The 19,554-nt window shown below is 36.9% G+C and carries 17 protein-coding genes; 9 read left to right on the top strand and 8 right to left on the bottom strand.

Annotated features, from left to right (window positions below):
- Positions 1–209: 209 nt before the first annotated feature.
- Positions 210–1,163, bottom strand: a complete 954-nt coding sequence (locus tag G504_RS0117575) for a phosphoribosylaminoimidazolesuccinocarboxamide synthase (protein WP_019671510.1) — start codon at positions 1,161–1,163, stop codon at positions 210–212.
- Positions 1,164–1,172: 9 nt separating this feature from the next.
- Complete coding sequence (locus tag G504_RS0117570; protein WP_019671509.1) at positions 1,173–2,126, bottom strand: PhoH family protein; 954 nt, start codon at positions 2,124–2,126, stop codon at positions 1,173–1,175.
- A gap of 129 nt (positions 2,127–2,255) precedes the next feature.
- On the opposite strand from G504_RS0117570, the gene G504_RS0117565 reads away from it, so the two are divergent.
- From G504_RS0117565 to dnaN, 5 genes are all read left to right on the top strand, one after another.
- A complete protein-coding gene (locus tag G504_RS0117565; protein ID WP_019671508.1) occupies positions 2,256–3,086 on the top strand; it encodes an SAM hydrolase/SAM-dependent halogenase family protein in 831 nt (276 codons plus the stop codon).
- The gene (locus G504_RS0117560; protein ID WP_019671507.1) at positions 3,087–3,383 is read left to right on the top strand and encodes a putative quinol monooxygenase; all 297 of its coding nucleotides are present in this window, start codon (positions 3,087–3,089) and stop codon (positions 3,381–3,383) included.
- A 3-nt stretch (positions 3,384–3,386) separates the two neighbouring features.
- Complete coding sequence (gene gldF / locus G504_RS0117555) at positions 3,387–4,118, top strand: gliding motility-associated ABC transporter permease subunit GldF (RefSeq protein WP_019671506.1); 732 nt, start codon at positions 3,387–3,389, stop codon at positions 4,116–4,118.
- Positions 4,118–5,785: a gliding motility-associated ABC transporter substrate-binding protein GldG gene (gene gldG / locus G504_RS0117550; protein WP_019671505.1), complete on the top strand. Its 1,668-nt coding sequence runs from the start codon at positions 4,118–4,120 to the stop codon at positions 5,783–5,785. Before gldF ends, gldG begins: the two co-directional genes overlap by 1 nt.
- A 119-nt stretch (positions 5,786–5,904) precedes the next feature.
- Complete coding sequence (dnaN, locus tag G504_RS0117545) at positions 5,905–7,023, top strand: DNA polymerase III subunit beta (RefSeq protein ID WP_019671504.1); 1,119 nt, start codon at positions 5,905–5,907, stop codon at positions 7,021–7,023.
- A gap of 59 nt (positions 7,024–7,082) precedes the next feature.
- On the opposite strand, the gene G504_RS0117540 is transcribed toward dnaN, so the two are convergent.
- Complete coding sequence (locus tag G504_RS0117540) at positions 7,083–7,445, bottom strand: DUF4870 domain-containing protein (protein WP_019671503.1); 363 nt, start codon at positions 7,443–7,445, stop codon at positions 7,083–7,085.
- A gap of 172 nt (positions 7,446–7,617) precedes the next feature.
- Here G504_RS0117540 and mnmE point away from each other — a divergent pair, with 172 nt between their 5' ends.
- Positions 7,618–9,033: a tRNA uridine-5-carboxymethylaminomethyl(34) synthesis GTPase MnmE gene (gene mnmE / locus G504_RS0117535; RefSeq protein ID WP_019671502.1), complete on the top strand. Its 1,416-nt coding sequence runs from the start codon at positions 7,618–7,620 to the stop codon at positions 9,031–9,033.
- 127 nt (positions 9,034–9,160) lie between these two features.
- On the top strand, positions 9,161–9,934 hold the full coding sequence (locus G504_RS18960) for a hypothetical protein (protein WP_019671501.1): 774 nt from the start codon (positions 9,161–9,163) through the stop codon (positions 9,932–9,934).
- An 87-nt stretch (positions 9,935–10,021) separates the two neighbouring features.
- Here G504_RS18960 and G504_RS20090 read toward each other — a convergent pair whose 3' ends face one another.
- Both G504_RS20090 and G504_RS19360 read right to left on the bottom strand, forming a co-directional pair.
- On the bottom strand, positions 10,022–10,153 hold the full coding sequence (locus tag G504_RS20090; protein ID WP_262493647.1) for a hypothetical protein: 132 nt from the start codon (positions 10,151–10,153) through the stop codon (positions 10,022–10,024).
- Between the two features lie 19 nt (positions 10,154–10,172).
- Positions 10,173–10,391 carry a hypothetical protein gene (locus G504_RS19360; protein ID WP_026348678.1) on the bottom strand — a complete coding sequence of 73 codons (219 nt, stop codon included), beginning with the start codon at positions 10,389–10,391 and terminating at the stop codon, positions 10,173–10,175.
- A 377-nt stretch (positions 10,392–10,768) separates the two neighbouring features.
- Here G504_RS19360 and ppdK point away from each other — a divergent pair, with 377 nt between their 5' ends.
- Positions 10,769–13,489, top strand: coding sequence for a pyruvate, phosphate dikinase (ppdK, locus tag G504_RS0117515; protein WP_026348677.1), 2,721 nt, complete (start codon positions 10,769–10,771; stop codon positions 13,487–13,489).
- 106 nt (positions 13,490–13,595) lie between these two features.
- Positions 13,596–14,336: a tyrosine-protein phosphatase gene (locus tag G504_RS0117510; RefSeq protein WP_019671499.1), complete on the top strand. Its 741-nt coding sequence runs from the start codon at positions 13,596–13,598 to the stop codon at positions 14,334–14,336.
- 5 nt (positions 14,337–14,341) lie between these two features.
- On the opposite strand, the gene G504_RS0117505 is transcribed toward G504_RS0117510, so the two are convergent.
- Genes G504_RS0117505 through G504_RS0117495 form a run of 3 tightly spaced genes read right to left on the bottom strand, consistent with a single transcriptional unit; the run spans position 14,342 to position 19,552 of the window.
- A complete protein-coding gene (locus G504_RS0117505; RefSeq protein ID WP_019671498.1) occupies positions 14,342–16,726 on the bottom strand; it encodes a GumC family protein in 2,385 nt (794 codons plus the stop codon).
- A gap of 41 nt (positions 16,727–16,767) precedes the next feature.
- Positions 16,768–17,559: a polysaccharide biosynthesis/export family protein gene (locus G504_RS0117500; RefSeq protein WP_026348676.1), complete on the bottom strand. Its 792-nt coding sequence runs from the start codon at positions 17,557–17,559 to the stop codon at positions 16,768–16,770.
- Between the two features lie 34 nt (positions 17,560–17,593).
- Positions 17,594–19,552 carry a polysaccharide biosynthesis protein gene (locus G504_RS0117495; RefSeq protein WP_019671496.1) on the bottom strand — a complete coding sequence of 653 codons (1,959 nt, stop codon included), beginning with the start codon at positions 19,550–19,552 and terminating at the stop codon, positions 17,594–17,596.
- Positions 19,553–19,554 lie beyond the last annotated feature (2 nt).

Here is a 19,554-nt window from a genome sequence, read left to right as displayed (position 1 = left end):
ATTGTATTGCTGAAAATTATTCTACTCTTTAAAATTAAATAGTTATAAACAAATATGTATTGAAATTCTGGATAAAATTAAGCTGATCAGTAAAAACTTCATGGGGCTTGTAGAAATTGTTATAGGGGTTATGCCTTCAACCTAAATCTAAAAAAGTTAAAAACCGTCTTCCGGACAAGAATAGCTCTTTTAAGGAAATTTAAACACTATTATTGGTTGGCGAGGTAATTTAATACGTTATCCTCAATTCTTTGCTGTATGTTGGAAAGATCTGCCTTTATGAAAGTTTCTCCGGTAATATTTTGATAAAGCTCTATATAACGCTCAGAGACCTGGTTAATATATTCGTCCGTCATCTCTGGAACAGTTTGCCCTTCCAACCCCTGAAATCCATTACTGATCAACCATTGTCGCACAAATTCCTTCGAAAGTTGTTTTTGACCTTCCCCCCTGCTCTGCCTTTCATCATAACCATCTGCATAAAAGTATCGCGAAGAATCAGGGGTATGAATTTCATCAATTAATAGAATTTCACCTGCTTTATTTTTACCAAATTCGTATTTGGTGTCTACAAGAAGTAAACCTCTTTTTTTTGCAATCTCTGTACCCCTTTTAAACAAAGCCTTTGTGTAATTTTCAAGTATTGCGTAATCCTCCGCTGAAACAATCCCACGCTTTATGATATCTTCTTTTGAAATATCCTCATCATGATTTCCCTCCTCCGCCTTGGTGGCCGGGGTAATTATGGGTTCATTAAACCGGTCATTTTCAATCATCCCATCGGGCATTGGAACACCGCAGAGTATTCTTTTCCCCGCCTTATATTCCCTTGCCGCATGCCCGGAAAGATATCCGCGTATAACCATTTCTACTTTAAAAGGTTGACAAGCCTGTCCAACAGCTACATTTGGATCTGGAGTGGCAACCAGCCAATTTGGAACTATATCTGAAGTTGCCCTCATCATTTTTGTAGCAATCTGGTTTAGTATCTGACCTTTGTAGGGTATTCCTTTGGGCATAACTACATCAAACGCTGAAAGCCTGTCCGTTGCTATCATTATGAGTATATCATTCTTCAGATGGTATACCTCCCTGACTTTTCCCTTGTAAACCCCTATCTGGTTGGGAAAATTAAAATTTGTGGTCATGATTGTCTCGGGCATAGCTCTCTTTTAGTTTTGATGCTCAATATTCTTATAGGCATCTATAACCTTCTTCACAAGTTTATGCCGTATTACATCCTTATCGTCCAAATAAATAATTTCTATGCCGGGGACACTTTTAAGGATAAGAAGTGCTTCTTTAAGCCCGGAGATTACCCTTCTTGGTAAATCTATTTGCCCGGGGTCGCCGGTTATTAGAAATTTAGCATTCTTTCCCATACGGGTAAGAAACATTTTCATTTGGGCATGCGTTGTATTCTGAGCCTCATCAAGGATTACAAATGCATGATCCAGAGTTCGTCCGCGCATAAAAGCAAGCGGCGCAATTTGTATTGTACCGTTTTCAATGTAATGAATAAGTTTTTCACCAGGTATCATATCACGAAGTGCGTCATAGAGAGGTTGCATGTAAGGATCCAGCTTTTCTTTCAGATCTCCCGGCAAAAAGCCCAGGTTTTCTCCCGCCTCCACAGCAGGCCGGGTTAAAATGATCCTTTTCACCTCTTTATTTTTTAATGCCCTGACGGCTAATGCTACCCCGGTATATGTTTTACCGGTACCGGCAGGACCTATGGCAAATACAAGGTCGTTCTTTTCGGTAGAATCAACTAACTTTCTCTGGTTAGCTGTAATTGCCTTGATATAGCGGCCATTAACCCCATGTACAATAATTTCTCCGCTACTTGCTGAAGATTCGTATTCATTATTTCCGTTACTTGCCAGCACCCGTTCAATTACGTTTTCATTAAGGGTATTATATTTGGCAAAATGCGCTGTGAGCATATGAAACCTCTTATCAAATTCATCGAGCAGGGGTTCATCGCCAAATACCTTGATTTTGCTTCCTCTTGCAACTATTTTTAATTTGGGGAAATATTTTTTTAATAGATTGATGTTTTCGTTTTGGTGCCCAAAGAATTCCCTTGGACTAATCGCGGTAAGTTCTAAATTAAGTTCGTTCAAAGAATAGTTTTATTTAATTGTTGTGTACCATGAGATAAATTTCTGTAGGCTGTTTTTTTCATGTAATTTTGTGCAACAAACTTAAGTAAAAATCGGTTTGAATAGTTAAAAAAATATCAACAGTGCTGCATGGCAATCATCACTTTAACTACAGATTTTGGACATAAAGACCATTTTGTAGGGGCCCTTAAGGGGACTATTTATAAGGAGCTCTCGGATGCTAAAATTGTTGATATTACGCACACCGTTAGCCCTTTCAACATTCAGGAATGCGCTTATATCCTCAAAAATTCTTACAAGGCTTTTCCGGAAGGAACGGTTCATATTGTTGGCGTAGATTCTGAACCTACAATTGAAAACCAGCATATTGCGGTCCTGGTTGACAACCATTATTTTATAAGTGCAAATAACGGGGTAATTAGCCTTATTACTTCCGAAATAAAACCAGAAAAGGTTGTGGAAATAAATATCCCTAACCCCATAGTTGGTTCCTTTCCGGTACTGGATATATTCGTAAAAGTTGCATGCCATATTGTTCGGGGAGGCAAACTCGAAGTGGTTGGAAAATCATTTGATGACTTAAAAGAGTTAAAAGAATTTGCACCAAGGATAACAAACGAAGGAAAAACAATAGTTGGAAGTGTAATTTATATAGACAACTACGGAAATGTGATCACTAATATCCAGAAAAGCCTGTTTGAGGCCTACAGGAATGGCAGAAAATTTGAAATTAATGCCCGGAACAGAAAAATAAATCAAATCCATAACAGGTATAGCGATATCATAAATTTCGACCTTGGAAAAAACCAGCGTAAGGGTCCGGGAGATCTGCTGGCACTGTTTAATTCGTCTGACTATCTGGAGCTGGCAATCTACAAAAGTGATCTTAACACGGTTGGCGGGGCTTCTACCCTATTAGGTTTGGATTACAGGGATACCATCATAATAAACTTTTTATAAATGTTGATACGTATCGTCAAGTTGACTTTAAAAAGGGAAAATATTGCTAGTTTTGAGCAAATTTTCGAAGAAACCAAAAGTTTTATCCGAAATTTTGAAGGCTGCCTTTTTTTAGAGCTATACCAGGACAGAAATCAGCCAAACATCTTTTTCACGTACAGTAAATGGGAAAATGAAGAAAATCTGGATGATTATAGAAAATCTGAATTCTTTAGAAATGTATGGGGAAAGACAAAATTGCTATTTGAAGACAAGCCGGAGGCCTGGAGTGTGAACAGAATTAAATCAGTACAATAACCTATGCTTGCCATTTTTAAAAGAGAAGTACTTTCATTCTTTATGACTCCTGTTGGCTATTTAATCATAGGCTTTTTTCTAATACTCAACGGACTGTTTTTATGGGTGTTTAAAGGACCCTTCAATATATTCGAGTATGGTTTTGCCGATTTAAGTAATTTTTTCCTGTTAACGCCCTGGATTTTTTTATTCCTGATCCCTGCGGTAACAATGAAAAGCTTTTCCGAAGAAAAGAAAGCAGGCACCTTAGAATTACTGTTTATAAAACCATTGAGCTTAAGAGAAACTGTTTATGGTAAATTTTTGGGGGCGTTATTCCTTGTGCTAATAGCGCTCATTCCCACACTACTTTATGGTATTTGTATATCGCAATTAGGAATTATTGAAGGTAATTTGGATTGGGGCCTTATTTATGGTTCTTATTTTGGATTGATTTTCCTGGTAATGAGTTACACAGCTATAGGTATTTTCACCTCTGCATTAACCGAAAATCAGATTGTAGCATTTATCCTCGCATTGGTTATATGTTTTTTGCTTTATTATGGTTTTGAAGGTGCTTCTACACTTTTTAGCGATGGCGAGATTATTCAATTCATAGTGTCCCTAGGAATGAAATCGCATTTCGAAGGCATTTCAAGAGGTGTATTGGACAGCAGGGATTTAATTTATTTTCTGAGTCTGACCGTACTGTTTTTATTCTTTGCAATTGTTCAATTAAAAAACCATTCCAGGTAATGAAACAAAATAAGTTACTTACACTTGGTTTGGCGTTGCTGGCATTTATTTTGATCAATATTATTGCGGGTTTCTTTTACGTAAGAATAGACCTTACCGAAGATAAACGATATACCCTGTCTGAACAGGCAATAGAGGCCGCAGCCGCTTTTAATTCGGTTGTGGTTGTCGATGTACTTCTTGAAGGGGATTTACCGGCTGAATTCGCGAAGCTAAAAGCAGAAACCAAACAGCTATTGGAAGAGTTTGCCTCAGGAAACGACAATATAAAATTTAATTTTGCAGATCCCCTCTCGGATAATACCCGGACCGAAGCCACCATCGCTGAATTACAAAGTCTGGGACTAACACCGGCGAATGTTACGGTTGAAGAAAACGGCAGGGTCTCACAAGAGATTATCTTCCCCTGGGCAATGGTGAACTATAACAATAAAACCATTAGAGTGCCCCTTTTAAAGAATAAACTGGGAGCATCTTCGGAAGAACGGGTTAATAATTCCGTGCAAAATTTGGAATACGCTTTCGCTGATGCTTTTACCAAACTGACCATTCAGGCAAAAAAGAGAGTTGCCGTAATCAAGGGCAACGGAGAGTTAGATGATATTTATTTGGCAGATTATCTTACTACCATAAGGGATTACTACAATATAGGTGCGATCACACTGGATTCTGTAGAAACAAATCCGCAGAAAGTATTAGATCAATTAAAGGAATACGATTTAGCTCTTATTGCCAAACCTACGGAGGCTTTTACCGAAAAGGAGAAATACGTATTGGACCAGTTTATAGTAAACGGAGGAAAATCTATTTGGTTAATAGACCAGGTAGCCATAGAATTAGATAGCCTTTTTAACGCTGAAGGCAGTTCAATGGCATTTGCAAGAGACCTCAACCTGAATGATTTTTTCTTTAAATATGGAATCAGGATAAACCCTGTGCTTATTTCAGATCTGTATTTTTCACAAATTGTCCTGGCTTCCGGGGAAGGGAATAATTCTCAATACAATCCGGTGCCCTGGTATTACAATCCTATGGTTTTCTCACCAAATAACCATCCTATAAATAATAATCTCGAGGCGGTTCGTTTTCAATTTGCAAATAGTATTGATACCATTTCCAATGCATATAGAAAAACCATCTTGTATTCAAGTTCTCTACTTTCCAAAACCGAAGGCGTGCCTAAACTGATAAGTTTAGATATTATAAACACCCCTCCGGATAAAGAGAATTACAAGGATGGGGATAAACCTTTGGCTGTACTTATTGAAGGGGAATTCACATCTGCATTTAACAATAGAATTACTCCTGTGAAGCTTGAGGGTGCTAAAATTGAAGGCAGTGATAATAAGATGCTGATTATTGCTGATGGGGATGTAATAAAAAATCAAGTAAGGAATAACAGGCCCCTTGAGTTGGGTTATGATAAATGGACCAATAATTTTTATGGCAACAAGGAATTTTTGGTGAATAGCATCAATTATCTTTTGGATGATACCGGACTTATAAACATTAGAAATAAAAAAGTAAAAATTGCATTGCTGGATCCGGAAAAAATAGCTGATCAAAAAACAAAGTGGCAATTGATAAACGTTGGCATTCCCGTGGTACTTGTATTCTTTTTCGGTTTTGCTTTTAACTATTTCAGAAAGAGAAAATTCAGTACCTAAGTGTTAATAAGTTTGTTTTAATCAAAAGGACATTTAGGATATATTTGTTTTATTGCTTGGCTGTCAATAATCTCGCTGTTTGGCAATAAAAAGAATACGTAAAAAAGCATAAAAAACGAATGAAATTTATAGTATCGAGTACCTATTTATTAAAGCAACTTCAGGTTTTGGGTGGGGTTATAAATAACAGTAATACACTACCTATTCTTGATAATTTCCTGTTTGTTCTAAGCAAAAACAAACTTACGGTATCTGCCTCCGATCTGGAAACTACCATGAGTTCTATATTGGAAGTAGATTCGGATTCTGAGGGCACAATAGCAGTGCCTGCAAGGCTTTTGCTGGATACTTTAAAGACCTTTCCGGAACAGCCGCTGACATTCGTTGTGGAAGATAACAATACAGTAGAGATTAGTTCTAACCACGGTAAATATGCGCTTGCATATGCCGATGGAGCAGAGTTTCCCAAAGCGGTTGAACTTGCAAACCCCAGTTCTACAGACCTTATGGGCGATATTCTTGCCAATGCAATAAACAAAACTATTTTTGCAGCCGGTAACGATGATTTAAGGCCTGTAATGAGTGGCGTATTCTTTCAGTTCTCATCCGAACATTTAATTTTTGTGGCTACGGATGCCCATAAATTGGTAAAATACCAGCGTAATGATGTTAAAGCTTCCGAGGTTGCAGAATTTATAATGCCAAAAAAGCCATTAAACCTCTTAAAAGGAATCCTGGCGGGAAGTGAGGAAACTGTAAAAATAGAATACAATGAAAGTAACGCCAAATTCAGCTTTGACAATACAGAATTAATTTGTCGTCTTATAGACGGTAAATATCCAAACTATGAAGCTGTAATCCCTAAAGAGAATCCAAACAAATTAACTATTTCCAGAAATCAACTTTTGAGTTCTGTAAGGCGTGTTTCCATATTTTCCAACAAAACTACGCACCAGATTCGGCTTAAAATTGCCGGAGCTGAGTTGAATATTTCTGCGGAAGATATTGATTATAGTAATAAAGCGGAAGAAAGGCTAACCTGCTCCTACCAGGGAGATGATATGCAAATTGGTTTTAACTCGCGCTTTTTAGTTGAGATGCTGGGTAACCTGACTTCTGAAGAAGTATGCCTGGAAATGAGTCTACCCAACAGAGCCGGGATTTTAACTCCCGTTGATGGCCAGGACGAGGGTGAAATGGTAACCATGCTGGTAATGCCTGTTATGCTGAATAATTAGGCTTCGCATTAAATAAATTAAAAAACCCGCTAATTAGCGGGTTTTTTTAGTTTCATATGTTATGTAATAAAAGGTATGGTCATAAAATAACTTGGAGATTCTCCGTTGGATGCCCTCACGGCATTAACAATTGGCAAAACAAAACCGAGAATTCCTGCCCCTATCAATGTTATTATACCAAGGCCAAATAATAAAATAGCCGGAATGCTTAGAACAATATAGAGAATCAGACTTAGTTGCAGATTAAAAATAGCTTTACCGTGCGCATCCAGTCCTTCTACAGAATTTCTTGAAGACAGCCATATAATTAAGGGGGCTATTAAACCTCCAAATCCAATTACGTAACTTAATAATTGTGTCAGGTGAGTTATAACAAGCAGCTGCCTGTCGGTTCGCATTGATGTTTGATTGACAACTTCCATTTTTTGATTGATTTAATGATGATACTAATAAGACGTATTTTTTTATGAAATGTTACATTATATTTTATGGAAAATTTAAAATCAGTTGCCCACTAGATTATATATATGAATGGCATATCAATGAATTACAATGGATAAGCGGGTTTTGTCTATTTTTGCAACAAACATGTCAATGATTTCAAAGGATACTATAATTGCATTAGCTACACCCTCGGGCACAGGTGCCATTGCCGTTATTCGTTTATCCGGAAAAGAGGCTATTCCGTTGGTTTCAAAACTATTCAGATCTGTAAGCAATAAAGATTTAAAAAAAGTAAAAACACATACCATTCACTTAGGGTATATTTTAGATGGAGATGCTACAATAGATAAGGTTTTGGCATCAGTTTTCAAAGGACCCAACAGTTATACAGGGGAAGATGTTGTTGAAATTTCCTGTCATGGCTCCATCTACATCCAGCAACAAATTATTCAGCTGTTTATAAGGAATGGCTGCCGTATGGCCAATGCGGGAGAATTTACAATGCGAGCATTTTTAAATGGTAAAATGGACCTGAGTCAGGCCGAGGCAGTGGCAGATCTCATTGCCAGTGAAAATGAAGCATCTCACAAAATTGCCATACAACAGATGCGCGGAGGTTTTAGCAATGAAATTAAACAGTTGAGGGAAGAACTTTTAAATTTCGCTTCCTTGATTGAATTGGAGTTGGATTTTGCAGAAGAGGATGTTGAATTTGCGGATAGAAAAGAGTTTCAGGATTTATTAAACAGAATTGAAAACGTTCTTAAAAGCCTGATTGATTCTTTTGCTCTCGGAAATGTCATAAAAAGCGGAATACCCATTGCCATTGTCGGTGAACCCAATGTAGGGAAATCCACACTCTTAAATGCACTTTTAAAAGAAGAGCGCGCCATAGTATCGGAAATTGCGGGCACTACCCGTGATACCATAGAAGATGAGATTACGATTGGAGGCATTGGATTTCGGTTTATAGATACGGCCGGGATTCGGGAAACTATGGATAAAGTAGAGCGAATAGGTATTGAAAGGACCTATGAGAAGATGGAAAAAGCAGAGGTGGTGCTTTTCCTGATATCAGCATTGGATGTATTGGATCATGAAGTGAGCTTTTATGATGAATTAAAAAGGATAAAGACTAGATATCCCTCTAAACCTATAATCGCCCTGATTAACAAAACAGACCTTCTTCCATCTGATAAATTATTGAACTTAAAGAACCAATTGAAGGATTTGTTTAGTGATAAGGACAAAATAGAATACCAATTACTCTCTGCAAAAACAGGTCTGGGAATTGAAGAGTTAAAATCTAAGCTCCTGGATGATGTAAATGCAGGAATCTTAAGAAATAATGAGACTATAATTACGAATAGCCGGCATTATGATGCCCTGATAAAGTCGTTGGAAGAGATTAAAAAAGTGCAGCACGGCATGCAGGAGGGCCTCTCCGGTGATCTACTGGCCATAGATATCCGGCAGGCTCTTTATCATTTTGGTGAGATTACAGGAGAGATAACTTCAGATGACCTATTGGGTAATATCTTTGCGAATTTTTGTATTGGGAAGTAATCTTTTTCCGATGTCCCCGGTACCCTATAATTAATTTAGGAATACCATTTCGTCGAAAAAATCGTTTTTGGGGTAGGGTATTCTTTAACCTCGTTGTTATACCCATGAACTAAAAAATCTAAATACTATGTTTATATTAAAATCGATTACCAGAAACCTTGCTATTGCGCTTATTTTCTCCCTCTTTTTAATAAGCTGTTCCAGTGATGAAGCCGATGGCAATGGCACCTTAAAATTAAGCGCTAAAACTAGCGTTAACAACTCCTCTGCGAAAACTGCTTCCACAAGTAAATCCATTAACACTGATGTCTTTGTAAGTGATTTCAGGGTCAATATCCGTGAATTTGAACTGGAAATGGACGATGCTGAATTTGAATCTGAAAACGAATCCGAATATGATGATGATATCTGGGATGATGACGGATATTACGATTATGAGGACGAGTTTGAACTGGAAGGTCCGTTTGAGCTAGATCTTCTGGCAGGAGAAATTAACTTCCTTACCGTAGATGTCCCAAATGGTGACTTTGAAGAACTGGAGTTTAAGTTCGATCGGAGTACTGACCCCAACAGCGATTTGTTTGGTAAATCAGTACTTATTCAGGGAACTATCAACGATATCCCCTTTATTTTCTGGAATGATTTTGAAGATGAAGTTGAAGTAGATTTTGAAGAGGCTGAATTTGATATTTCTATAAGAAGCAATACGGAAGGCATTACGATTGAATTTGATCTTTCCCAGATTTTTGATGTGGTGTCCGGAGTGGACCTTTCTCAGGCTGCGGATGGCAATGAAAATGGCACTATTGAAATAAGCCCTGAAGATCCGGATGGAAACAACGCCCTTGCAGAGACCATTAGAGAGCGCATTAAAACTGCAATTGACCTTTTGGACGATTAAATTTTCAAAAATCCATAATCAAAAAGCTTTCTGTGTTTGCAGAAAGCTTTTTTCTTTTTATGAGCGTAAATGAATCTAGAACTTCAATTACTCATCCTTGTCCCATAACCCCCAATAGATTACTACAAGTCCCTCGGCTCCTACTTTCCAGGATTCATCAAAAGTAGTGAAGTAAAAGATTGTAAGATAATCTTGCTGTACCCACTTCTGCATATTCATAAAGTACTTCAAGCAATTTTCATAGGAGGGTTAAGCCCCTTCCAGATTGGTGGCCCTGGTAGGGCCAGCCCATTTCTAAGATGATCACCTTTTTTCCATTACCCGCAAGTAAAGCCCTTTGATACATGTCCTTGATATACAGGAGTGCATAATTCATATCACAGCCTTTCCAGAAAGGGTAACAATTGATGTGAATTACATCACGGGCCTCTCCAATACGTGGCTTCAGCAAATTCATAATAGGCGTCCATATAGCCAAAGGAACATCCATAATGATGCCATCTCTAACTTGGTGATATTAACGGCGAAATAAGCAACGATGCACTTTTAGGAAATATTTTTGCAAATTTTTGTATCGGGAAGTAACTACAGTTAAAATCTCAAAGAACCTTAATTGTTTATCATCCTGATTTATTATTATAATAATAATTAAGCAATCCCTTTTTTCTTTTAAAGTATTCATAATCCTAAGTACTTCATTTAAGAAATACTTACTTTTTACTGTAACATTAATTACATAACCAAAGCAATTTTCAGATACATGATATAAGTCATAAAATTGAAGCTATAATGGACCTAATTTCGGTGTCAAACTATATTAAACTTAATATTCCCATGGAAACAGTATCCGATGTAAAAACAAGAGTCTACAGGTTTGGAAATAAAACCGCAGATGGAAATAGTAAAATGAAAAACCTACTGGGCGGCAAGGGGGCTAATCTTGCCGAAATGAGTGCAATTGGAATTCCCGTACCTCCGGGATTCACTATTACTACTGAAGTATGTACGGAATATAATGAATTGGGTAAAAATAAAGTTATTAAATATTTAAAGGAAGATGTAAAGAAGGCGATTAAAAATATTGAAGAAATTATGGGAACCAGATTTGGTGATCCTGAAAATCCTTTGTTGATTTCTGTTCGTTCAGGGGCCAGGGTTTCTATGCCTGGTATGATGGATACCGTACTAAATCTTGGACTTAATGACGAAGTGGTTTCCGGATTGGTAAAAAAAACAAATAATGAACGCTTTGCATGGGATTCCTATCGTCGGTTTATTCAAATGTACGGTGGCGTTGTTTTGGGAATGAAACCCGTGACCAAAGAAGACATAGATCCTTTTGAGGAAATCATGGAGCACCTTAAAGATAAGCGTAACATAGAATTAGATACGCAATTTACTGTTCAGGATTTACAGGATTTGGTTTATGATTTCAAAGATGCAGTTAAAAAACAAACAGGTCACGATTTTCCGTTGGATCCCTGGGATCAGCTTTGGGGCGCAATAATGGCCGTATTTGATAGCTGGAATGGAGACCGTGCTATTTATTATCGAAAAATGAACGGATACCCGGCAGACTGGGGTACTGCAGTTAATGTCCAGGCGATGGTTTATGGCAACATGGGGAATAATTCAGGAACCGGGGTTTGTTTTACGAGAGATGCAGGAACCGGAGAAAATGTTTTTAACGGGGAATATTTGATAAATGCACAGGGTGAAGATGTGGTGGCGGGAGTAAGAACACCGCAGCAAATCACCAAATTAGGCTCAGAACGCTGGGCAAAACTTGCGCAGGTTAAAGAAGCTATAAGAGCCGCTGACTATCCTTCTCTGGAAGAACTAATGCCTTCTATTTATTCCGAATTATATGGTTATCAGGAAAAACTGGAAAAACACTATAAAGACATGCAGGATATGGAATTTACCATACAGGAAGGTAAATTGTGGATTCTGCAAACCCGAAATGGTAAAAGAACCGGTGCTGCGATGGTAAAAATCGCGATAGATCTTCTTAAGGAAGGTCAGATTGATGAAAAGGAGGCCTTAATGCGCATAGAACCAATTAAATTGGATGAATTACTGCACCCCGTATTTGACCCTAAAGGGCTGAACAAAGATGATATTATTGCGCAGGGCTTACCTGCTTCTCCCGGCGCAGCTACCGGTCAGATTGTTTTTTTCGCCGATGAAGCAGATAAATATAAATATACCATTCTTACCCGGATCGAGACATCTCCTGAAGATCTGGAAGGCATGAACATTGCCAGGGGTATACTCACTGCAAGGGGTGGAATGACTTCCCACGCAGCGGTTGTAGCACGAGGCATGGGTAAATGCTGTGTTTCTGGTGCAGGGGCACTAAAAATTGATTATAAAAACAGGGTTTTAAGAGTTGATGGCAAAGAATTTCACGAAGGAGACTGGATTTCCTTAAATGGTACTACGGGTAATATTATTGAAGGTAAAGTTCCAACAATGGAACCCGAGTTGAGTGGGGAATTTGCGGAAATTATGGAATTGTCTGACAAGTATCGCACAATGAAAGTTCGTACGAATGCAGACACACCTAAAGATGCTACGGCAGCTCGTAATTTTGGTGCTGAAGGTATAGGGCTTACGAGGACTGAGCATATGTTTTTTGAAGTTGACAGGATTAGAGCCATGAGGGAAATGATTTTGGCCGACACTATAAAAGGTAGAAAAGTGGCTCTAAAAGAACTCCTTCCTATGCAAAGGTCAGATTTTGAAGGTATTTTTGAGGCTATGCAGGGATTCCCTGTAACCATTCGTTTGCTCGATCCGCCTTTACATGAATTCGTTCCTCACCAATTGGCAACCCAAAAAGAACTGGCGGAAGATCTTCATATATCTCTTGCAGCTGTTAAAAATAAAGTGTCAGAGCTTCATGAATTTAATCCCATGCTCGGACATAGGGGCTGCAGACTGGGTATTACTTATCCGGAAATTACCGAAATGCAGACAAGGGCAATCATAGAGGCTGCTTTAAATTTAAAAGAAAAGGGTATTGCAGTAATCCCAGAAATCATGGTCCCACTTGTTGGTACAGTTAAGGAATTTGTAGCACAGGAACAGGTAATCAGATCTACGGCTCAAAAAGTATTTAAGGAGCGAAAAGATACTGTGGAATACCTTGTAGGAACAATGATTGAAATTCCGCGTGCAGCACTTATGGCCGACAGAATAGCCGAGCACGCAGATTTCTTTTCTTTTGGCACAAATGACCTTACTCAGATGACTTACGGCTATTCCAGGGATGATGCCGGTTCGTTTCTTGAAATCTATTTGAAAGAAGGAATCCTAACCTCTGATCCTTTCGAAGTTCTCGATCAGGAAGGAGTTGGACAATTAGTAAGAATGGGTACGGAAAGGGGTAGGAATGTGAAATCAGATTTAAAGGTAGGTATTTGCGGGGAGCATGGTGGCGAACCAAGTTCTGTTGAATTCTGTAATCGAATTGGATTAAATTACGTAAGCTGTTCTCCATTCAGGGTGCCAATAGCCAGGGTTGCTGCGGCACAGGCAGCTATTTCTTAGATAATCTAAATTGTATGGATATTGAATACGCAAGACTAATTAGTATAGCTGCGAGTAGTTATTTTAGAGCATTAAAGACTACTTTTGCTTTGATAATAGGCATTGCATGTTTCATATTTTCAGTAAGAAAAAATTCCTTGTAGACTATCTCCAGAATTTTGTGGATATACATAACCATATCCTCCCTGGGATAGATGATGGGGCTAAAAATGTAAAGGAATCGATAGGGCTTATTCGCGGTTTTAAAGAAATTGGGATTACAAACCTGATAGCCACGCCTCATATTATGAGCAATTTCTATCCCAATAATAGAGAAACAATTACAGGATCTCTTGACGAGTTAACCAATGAGTTATTGGCTAATGGTCTTAAAGATATCTCCATTGAAGCCGCTGCGGAACATATGATTGACGACAATTTTGAAGAGCTATTAGAACAAGATGGGGTAATGCCAATGAGAAAAAGTTATCTGTTGGTTGAAATGTCTTATTTGCAGCAATCCATAAATTTTGATGAGGCAACGCAAAGTGTTATGAAAAAAGGCTTTTTCCCGATTTTGGCGCATCCGGAGCGCTATGGGTATTGGCATGGCAATAAAGCCAAATATTCTGCGTACAAAAAAAAAGGAATCCAGTATCAACTCAATATTTTATCCTTAAGTGATTATTACGGGCCCGAAGTACATAAGGTGGCCTTAAATTTATTGGAGCATGGCCTTTTTGATTATATAGCTTCGGATATTCACCGTATAGAGCAGATAGATTATTTAAAAGAAGTAAAAATTAAAAAAGATATGTTAAAAAGTGTTTTACCCCTAATACATAATACCATTAACATATTTTATTAATTGCACTAGATATTCCACCACTTTTTCACCGACTTTCCATATCCATATCCATATCTACCTCCATAGCCCAGGTTAGAAGACTTCACATCGTTGACAATAAATGACAACCCTTTAAGCTTACCTTCCTTATATAATTTCAATGGGAAATCGAGTACTTTTAGTTCGGTGACTCCGGCTCTAGTTACATATATTATTTGATCTGCCAATTCACTTATTAATAAAGTATCTGAAACTACCATTAGAGGGGCTGAATCTACAAAGATATAATCATAATCAAGTTTAACTGCTTCCAATAATTCGGACATTCTATCACTCATTAAAAGATCAGCAGGGTTTGGTGGTATTTTACCTGAATAAATAATATCAATTGTTTGTTCATAAACCAACATTGAAGAAATGATATCTTTATAACCTAAATTTGGATCCACAAGATATTCTGTGAGTCCTTTATTCTCTTTATTCCTGTATGCCTTACCCAATTTATCAATGTTTTTTCCCGAATAGAACTGGTAAATCTTTGGATTTCTGATATCCGCGCCGATAAGTAATACTTTTTTATTTGTATTCGCAAAAATCATGGCCAGATTGGAAGATATAAATGTCTTTCCCTCCCCAGGTACACTAGAAGTAATGAGAACTATATTTCCCTTTGAAGATTTTTTTTTAGATTTAATAACGTAATCCAAGTTCGTTCTTAAAATACGAAGGGATTCCGCTAAAACAGTGCGCTCTCCACTTCTCACCAATGAATTTTCTTTTTTGGATAATTTAGGTAATTCTGCAAAAACAGGAATTGGATCTACTTGTTTTTCCAAATCAACCTTATTATGCACCTTGTTATCCAGCAACTGATTAAAATAAATAAATGAAAAGGGCAGAAGTAGTCCGAAAATCATCGATGCCAAAAGAATTATAGGTTTTTTTGGTGCAACAGGAAATGGACTTATTGGATATGCGTGATCGATAACTTTGGATTTAGGGGCCGCAGAGGCAAAAGTGATTTGAGACTCTTCTCTCTTTTGTAATAAATAAAGATATAAAGCTTCCGTTGTCTGTTGTTGTCTTGTAATATCCCTTAAAGCCCTCTCATTACCAGGTGCAGCATAAATTTTTGCATTTATACTTGATACCTGACTACTTAAATTATTTACCTGTAAATTCAGGTTATTGGTCATACTGCTTAAACTTGATTGCAGGTTTCTTCTTAATCCCCGGAGTTGTTGATCCAGGTTTACGATAATAGGGTTTTTCTCGTTTGAACTTTTTAGCAAACGGTTGCGCTCCAATACCAATTCGTTATAACGAGCAGTAGTATTTGCAATAGATTCATCATCTAATCCAATATTAGAAGGTAGTACTTCATAACCGTTTTGATTATCTACAATATCCTTCATGGATGCGGCTATATTCAATTGAATAGTCTTATTTTGTAATTCTTGTCGGTTAGCTGCACCTATATTTAAGTTAATATTTGACTGTGATTCAACATCCGTTATTCCTCTTCCCTCTTTAAAATCTTCAGCACTTTGATCAACAGTAGACAGATCACCATAAATGTCTGTGATGCGTTCATTAATAAATTCTGAGGTTTTATCAGCCATTTCCTTTTTATCCTGTACTGCGTTTCGGTTATAGATATAAATTAGCATATTGACTATATCCAAGGCTCTTTTCTCAACAGCATCCATAAGGGAAATTGACACAATATTGGATCCTTCTTCTAATAATAGAATTTCTATTTTTTCCTGATATGTTTGGACTACATTCTGAATAGGGGTAATCCATATTTCATATTCATTTCCCGCATAATGGGTCATCTGAGCCGCGTTAGGTAACAAAACAAATTCGCCAACACTGGAATTTATCGTATTTCCAAAACTATAATTCTTAGCCGACAAGTCTTCCTCTTCTTTAAAAGAAAAACTGGTTTCTGAAAGAACTTCAATTTGGAAAGTACTTTTTGCTAGATAAATCAGAGAATCAGGAACCAAAAAGTTAATTTTGAAAGGAGGTTTCTCATAAACTACGGCTTTTTTAATATCCCCCTTTGCAATAACAGAAATATTTAAACCCAATTCCTTTACTACTTCTACTATATTTGATCTGGAAGCTAGAATTTCAATTTCATCCACGATGCTTGCATTTTTCCCCCCAGTTAATTTCTGCAAATCACTAAAAGTGCTCAAATTCGAATTAGCATCATCAGCCAAAATCTGTATTTTAGCTTCTACCTCAAATAAGGGGGTAGCATATCTGAAATAAAATAATGATAAGGCTATTGCAAATACCAAGGAAAAAACGAACCATTTCCAGTGCCTCAGATATGGCCTGATCAGTTCTTTAAAATCGAGTTTATTGTCATCTGAAAAACTTGAATAATTAGATTCCATTATATGTAGGTAAAGTATTTTAAAAAAATTACTAACTGAATTTAGGGACCCGTGTACCTAGTAATTACCAATACAGCAGAAGTAACTAAAAGAGAAAATAAGGTGACATAAATAACCGCCCTTTGATCGAGCACAGTTTCTTTGATTCCGGATTTATTAGGCTCAACATAGACTACATCATTCTGTGTAAGATAAAAAACGGGTGATTTGGATACGTTCTTAGAGGTAAGGTCAATACGTGTATAGACCTTAGTCCCGTCAAAATCACGGATTACCAAAACATTGTTTCTAACTCCTCTTATAGACAAATCTCCTGCAAGACCCAATGCTTCTAAAATTGTGATTCTTTCTCCGTCTACCTGATAAGTCCCAGGGTTATTTACGGCACCTAAACATGTAACCGTAAAATTGCGCAATCTTATATTAATTATAGGATCTTTCAAATAATCAGAAAGTTGGTCTCGAAGCATGGTTCTAACTTCATCTGGGGACAGTCCTCCTATTTTTATCTTACCGATAACGGGGAAATCTATCATTCCATCCTGGTCAATAAGATAATCCACCTGCTCCGCCACTATACCACCTTCAGATTGGCCCCGAATTAGGTTAAAAGGTACACTCGCCTCAGGGTCTAAAGATGAAATATGTATGGAAACCAGGTCATCTGTTTTAAATTTAGTAACAGACTTATTATTATCCACAATTGTTTCAAAATTACCAGTATCCTGAAAATAAACTACTTCCTCTCTCGAAGCACCACAGGAAGAAAGTAATAATAAACAAGATAGCAATAATAGGGACGAATAATGTAAAATGTATTTTCTTAAGATCATAATTCTTAGTTATTTCTACAAGTATAATGAAAAATTATGATTGGAATATTTTCCTGTCCTCTTTATTATCAAAATTAGAATCTTTAACTATTTTTTTATCATTAATTTTTTTTTGGTCAAGTACGCAGAACTCAGAATTATTGGAAACATATTCCGGTACAATATTTTTCATCAGCTCTACAATATCAGTATTTAAGAACATGTTCGAAACACATAACTCATCAATTTTTGACTTAACATCCGAATAATCCAAATCCCTAACTTTACTGATCATAATTTTCTTATGATAGGTTGGTAAGGTATTTTCTCCGGATGCCAATAGTTCCTCATATAATTTTTCACCAGGACGTAAGCCTGTAATTTTTATGTCTATATCTTCAGGATATTTCAAGCCAGAAAGTTTAATCATGTTTTTAGCTAAATCAAAGATTCTAACAGATTTTCCCATATCAAAAATAAAAATCTCACCTCCATTACCCATTGCTCCAGCTTCCAGCACCAATTGGGACGCCTCGGAAATAGTCATAAAATATCTTGTAATATCCCTATGAGTAACGGTAAGGGGCCCTCCTTTTTCGATTTGCTTCTTAAATAATGGAATAACTGAACCATTAGAACCCAAAACATTTCCAAATCTTGTAGTTATAAATTTGGTTTTGCTTTCACGATGCTTACAACTTATATACATCTCGGCAATTCTTTTGGTCGCCCCCATGACATTTGTAGGATTAACCGCTTTATCTGTGGAAACAAATATAAATTTATCCACATTATAGTTTGAGGACAGATCGACCAACATTTTGGTGCCTGCAATATTAATTTTTATGGCCTCATAGGGGTTATATTCCATTAAGGGAACATGCTTATATGCAGCTGCGTGGAAAACAATATTTGGCCTATACTCCTGGAAGAAAGTATTCATTCTGTTTTTATCCCGAATATCAGAAACTATAGGAATAAAGTTGTGAATGCCTTTTTGTTTTAGTTCCTGTTGTAAATCGTAAAGAGGCGACTCTGCCTGATCAATTATGATAAGGGACTTATAACTAAAATTAGCAATTTGCCTAACAAGCTCACTTCCAATTGATCCGGCACCTCCGGTAACCATAATTACACGATCTTCAAGCTCTTTGGTAATTTTGGAGTTTTTTATATTTATAGGTACCCTGTTAAGCAAATCCTCTATCTCTACTTGTTTAATCTGAGATACTTTTAACTTTCCATTAATCCAGTCGTCAACAGGTGGTACGATTTTTACCTTAATCTGAAATTCAACCAAACTTTCAACCAGGTCCTTCAAAAAAGTACTATCTTCATTATGAATAGAAATAATAATTTCACTAATATTCCTTTTAACTATAAATATCTTAGTGATTTCTTCTCTGGAATAAACTCTTACCCCATTTAAATTCTTCCCCACTTTCTTAAGGTCATCATCTATATAGCCTACCACCTTTGAATCGCTTGCAGTATGGTCTGTTAGGGCATTGAAGGTCAATAAACCGGCTTCACCAGCACCATATATAAGTACATTTTTATATGTTTTGTAACCACGCATCAATTTGTGATACAAGGTTTTAAAAATGTATCGCGACGTTATAAGTGCAATAAAACTTATTAAACTGTGGATAATAATTATGGACAATGGAATAGTAAAATGTTCCATGAAATTTGTCTGTCTGTTAATTATCACCAAAAATATGGTTAGAATGCTGAAAAGACATATGGCGTTAAATATGTTATATACATCCCTGATTCCGGTATGCCTTATAACACCTTTGTATGATCCCGTAACGATAAAAGCAGTCCCAGCTATAAAAGCAACGTAGGGCAATTGTATAAACAAACGGTCTGTGTCAAAATTTAGGGTAAGATTAAATCTTATTATATAAGATAAAACAAATGAAATGCATATTAATAGTATATCAACTCCTAGAACAAGCCATCTAGAGGCATATCTATGAGCATTATTTATTAGGTAATTTTTTATCATTC

It is taken from the genome of Eudoraea adriatica DSM 19308 (assembly GCF_000382125.1).
Lineage (GTDB): Bacteria > Bacteroidota > Bacteroidia > Flavobacteriales > Flavobacteriaceae > Eudoraea > Eudoraea adriatica.
This window is presented reverse-complemented; position numbering and strand designations above follow the sequence as displayed.

Coding starts and splice junctions, on each gene's coding strand:
- G504_RS0117575 (WP_019671510.1), bottom strand. CDS start 1,163: ATGCCCGAGACAATCATGACCACAAATTTTAATTTTCCCAACCAGATA.
- G504_RS0117565 (WP_019671508.1), top strand. CDS start 2,256: ATGGCAATCATCACTTTAACTACAGATTTTGGACATAAAGACCATTTT.
- G504_RS0117560 (WP_019671507.1), top strand. CDS start 3,087: ATGTTGATACGTATCGTCAAGTTGACTTTAAAAAGGGAAAATATTGCT.
- gldF (WP_019671506.1), top strand. CDS start 3,387: ATGCTTGCCATTTTTAAAAGAGAAGTACTTTCATTCTTTATGACTCCT.
- gldG (WP_019671505.1), top strand. CDS start 4,118: ATGAAACAAAATAAGTTACTTACACTTGGTTTGGCGTTGCTGGCATTT.
- dnaN (WP_019671504.1), top strand. CDS start 5,905: ATGAAATTTATAGTATCGAGTACCTATTTATTAAAGCAACTTCAGGTT.
- G504_RS0117540 (WP_019671503.1), bottom strand. CDS start 7,445: ATGGAAGTTGTCAATCAAACATCAATGCGAACCGACAGGCAGCTGCTT.
- mnmE (WP_019671502.1), top strand. CDS start 7,618: ATGATTTCAAAGGATACTATAATTGCATTAGCTACACCCTCGGGCACA.
- G504_RS18960 (WP_019671501.1), top strand. CDS start 9,161: ATGTTTATATTAAAATCGATTACCAGAAACCTTGCTATTGCGCTTATT.
- G504_RS20090 (WP_262493647.1), bottom strand. CDS start 10,153: ATGAATATGCAGAAGTGGGTACAGCAAGATTATCTTACAATCTTTTAC.
- G504_RS19360 (WP_026348678.1), bottom strand. CDS start 10,391: ATGAATTTGCTGAAGCCACGTATTGGAGAGGCCCGTGATGTAATTCAC.
- ppdK (WP_026348677.1), top strand. CDS start 10,769: ATGGAAACAGTATCCGATGTAAAAACAAGAGTCTACAGGTTTGGAAAT.
- G504_RS0117510 (WP_019671499.1), top strand. CDS start 13,596: ATGTTTCATATTTTCAGTAAGAAAAAATTCCTTGTAGACTATCTCCAG.
- G504_RS0117505 (WP_019671498.1), bottom strand. CDS start 16,726: ATGGAATCTAATTATTCAAGTTTTTCAGATGACAATAAACTCGATTTT.
- G504_RS0117500 (WP_026348676.1), bottom strand. CDS start 17,559: ATGATCTTAAGAAAATACATTTTACATTATTCGTCCCTATTATTGCTA.
- G504_RS0117495 (WP_019671496.1), bottom strand. CDS start 19,552: ATGATAAAAAATTACCTAATAAATAATGCTCATAGATATGCCTCTAGA.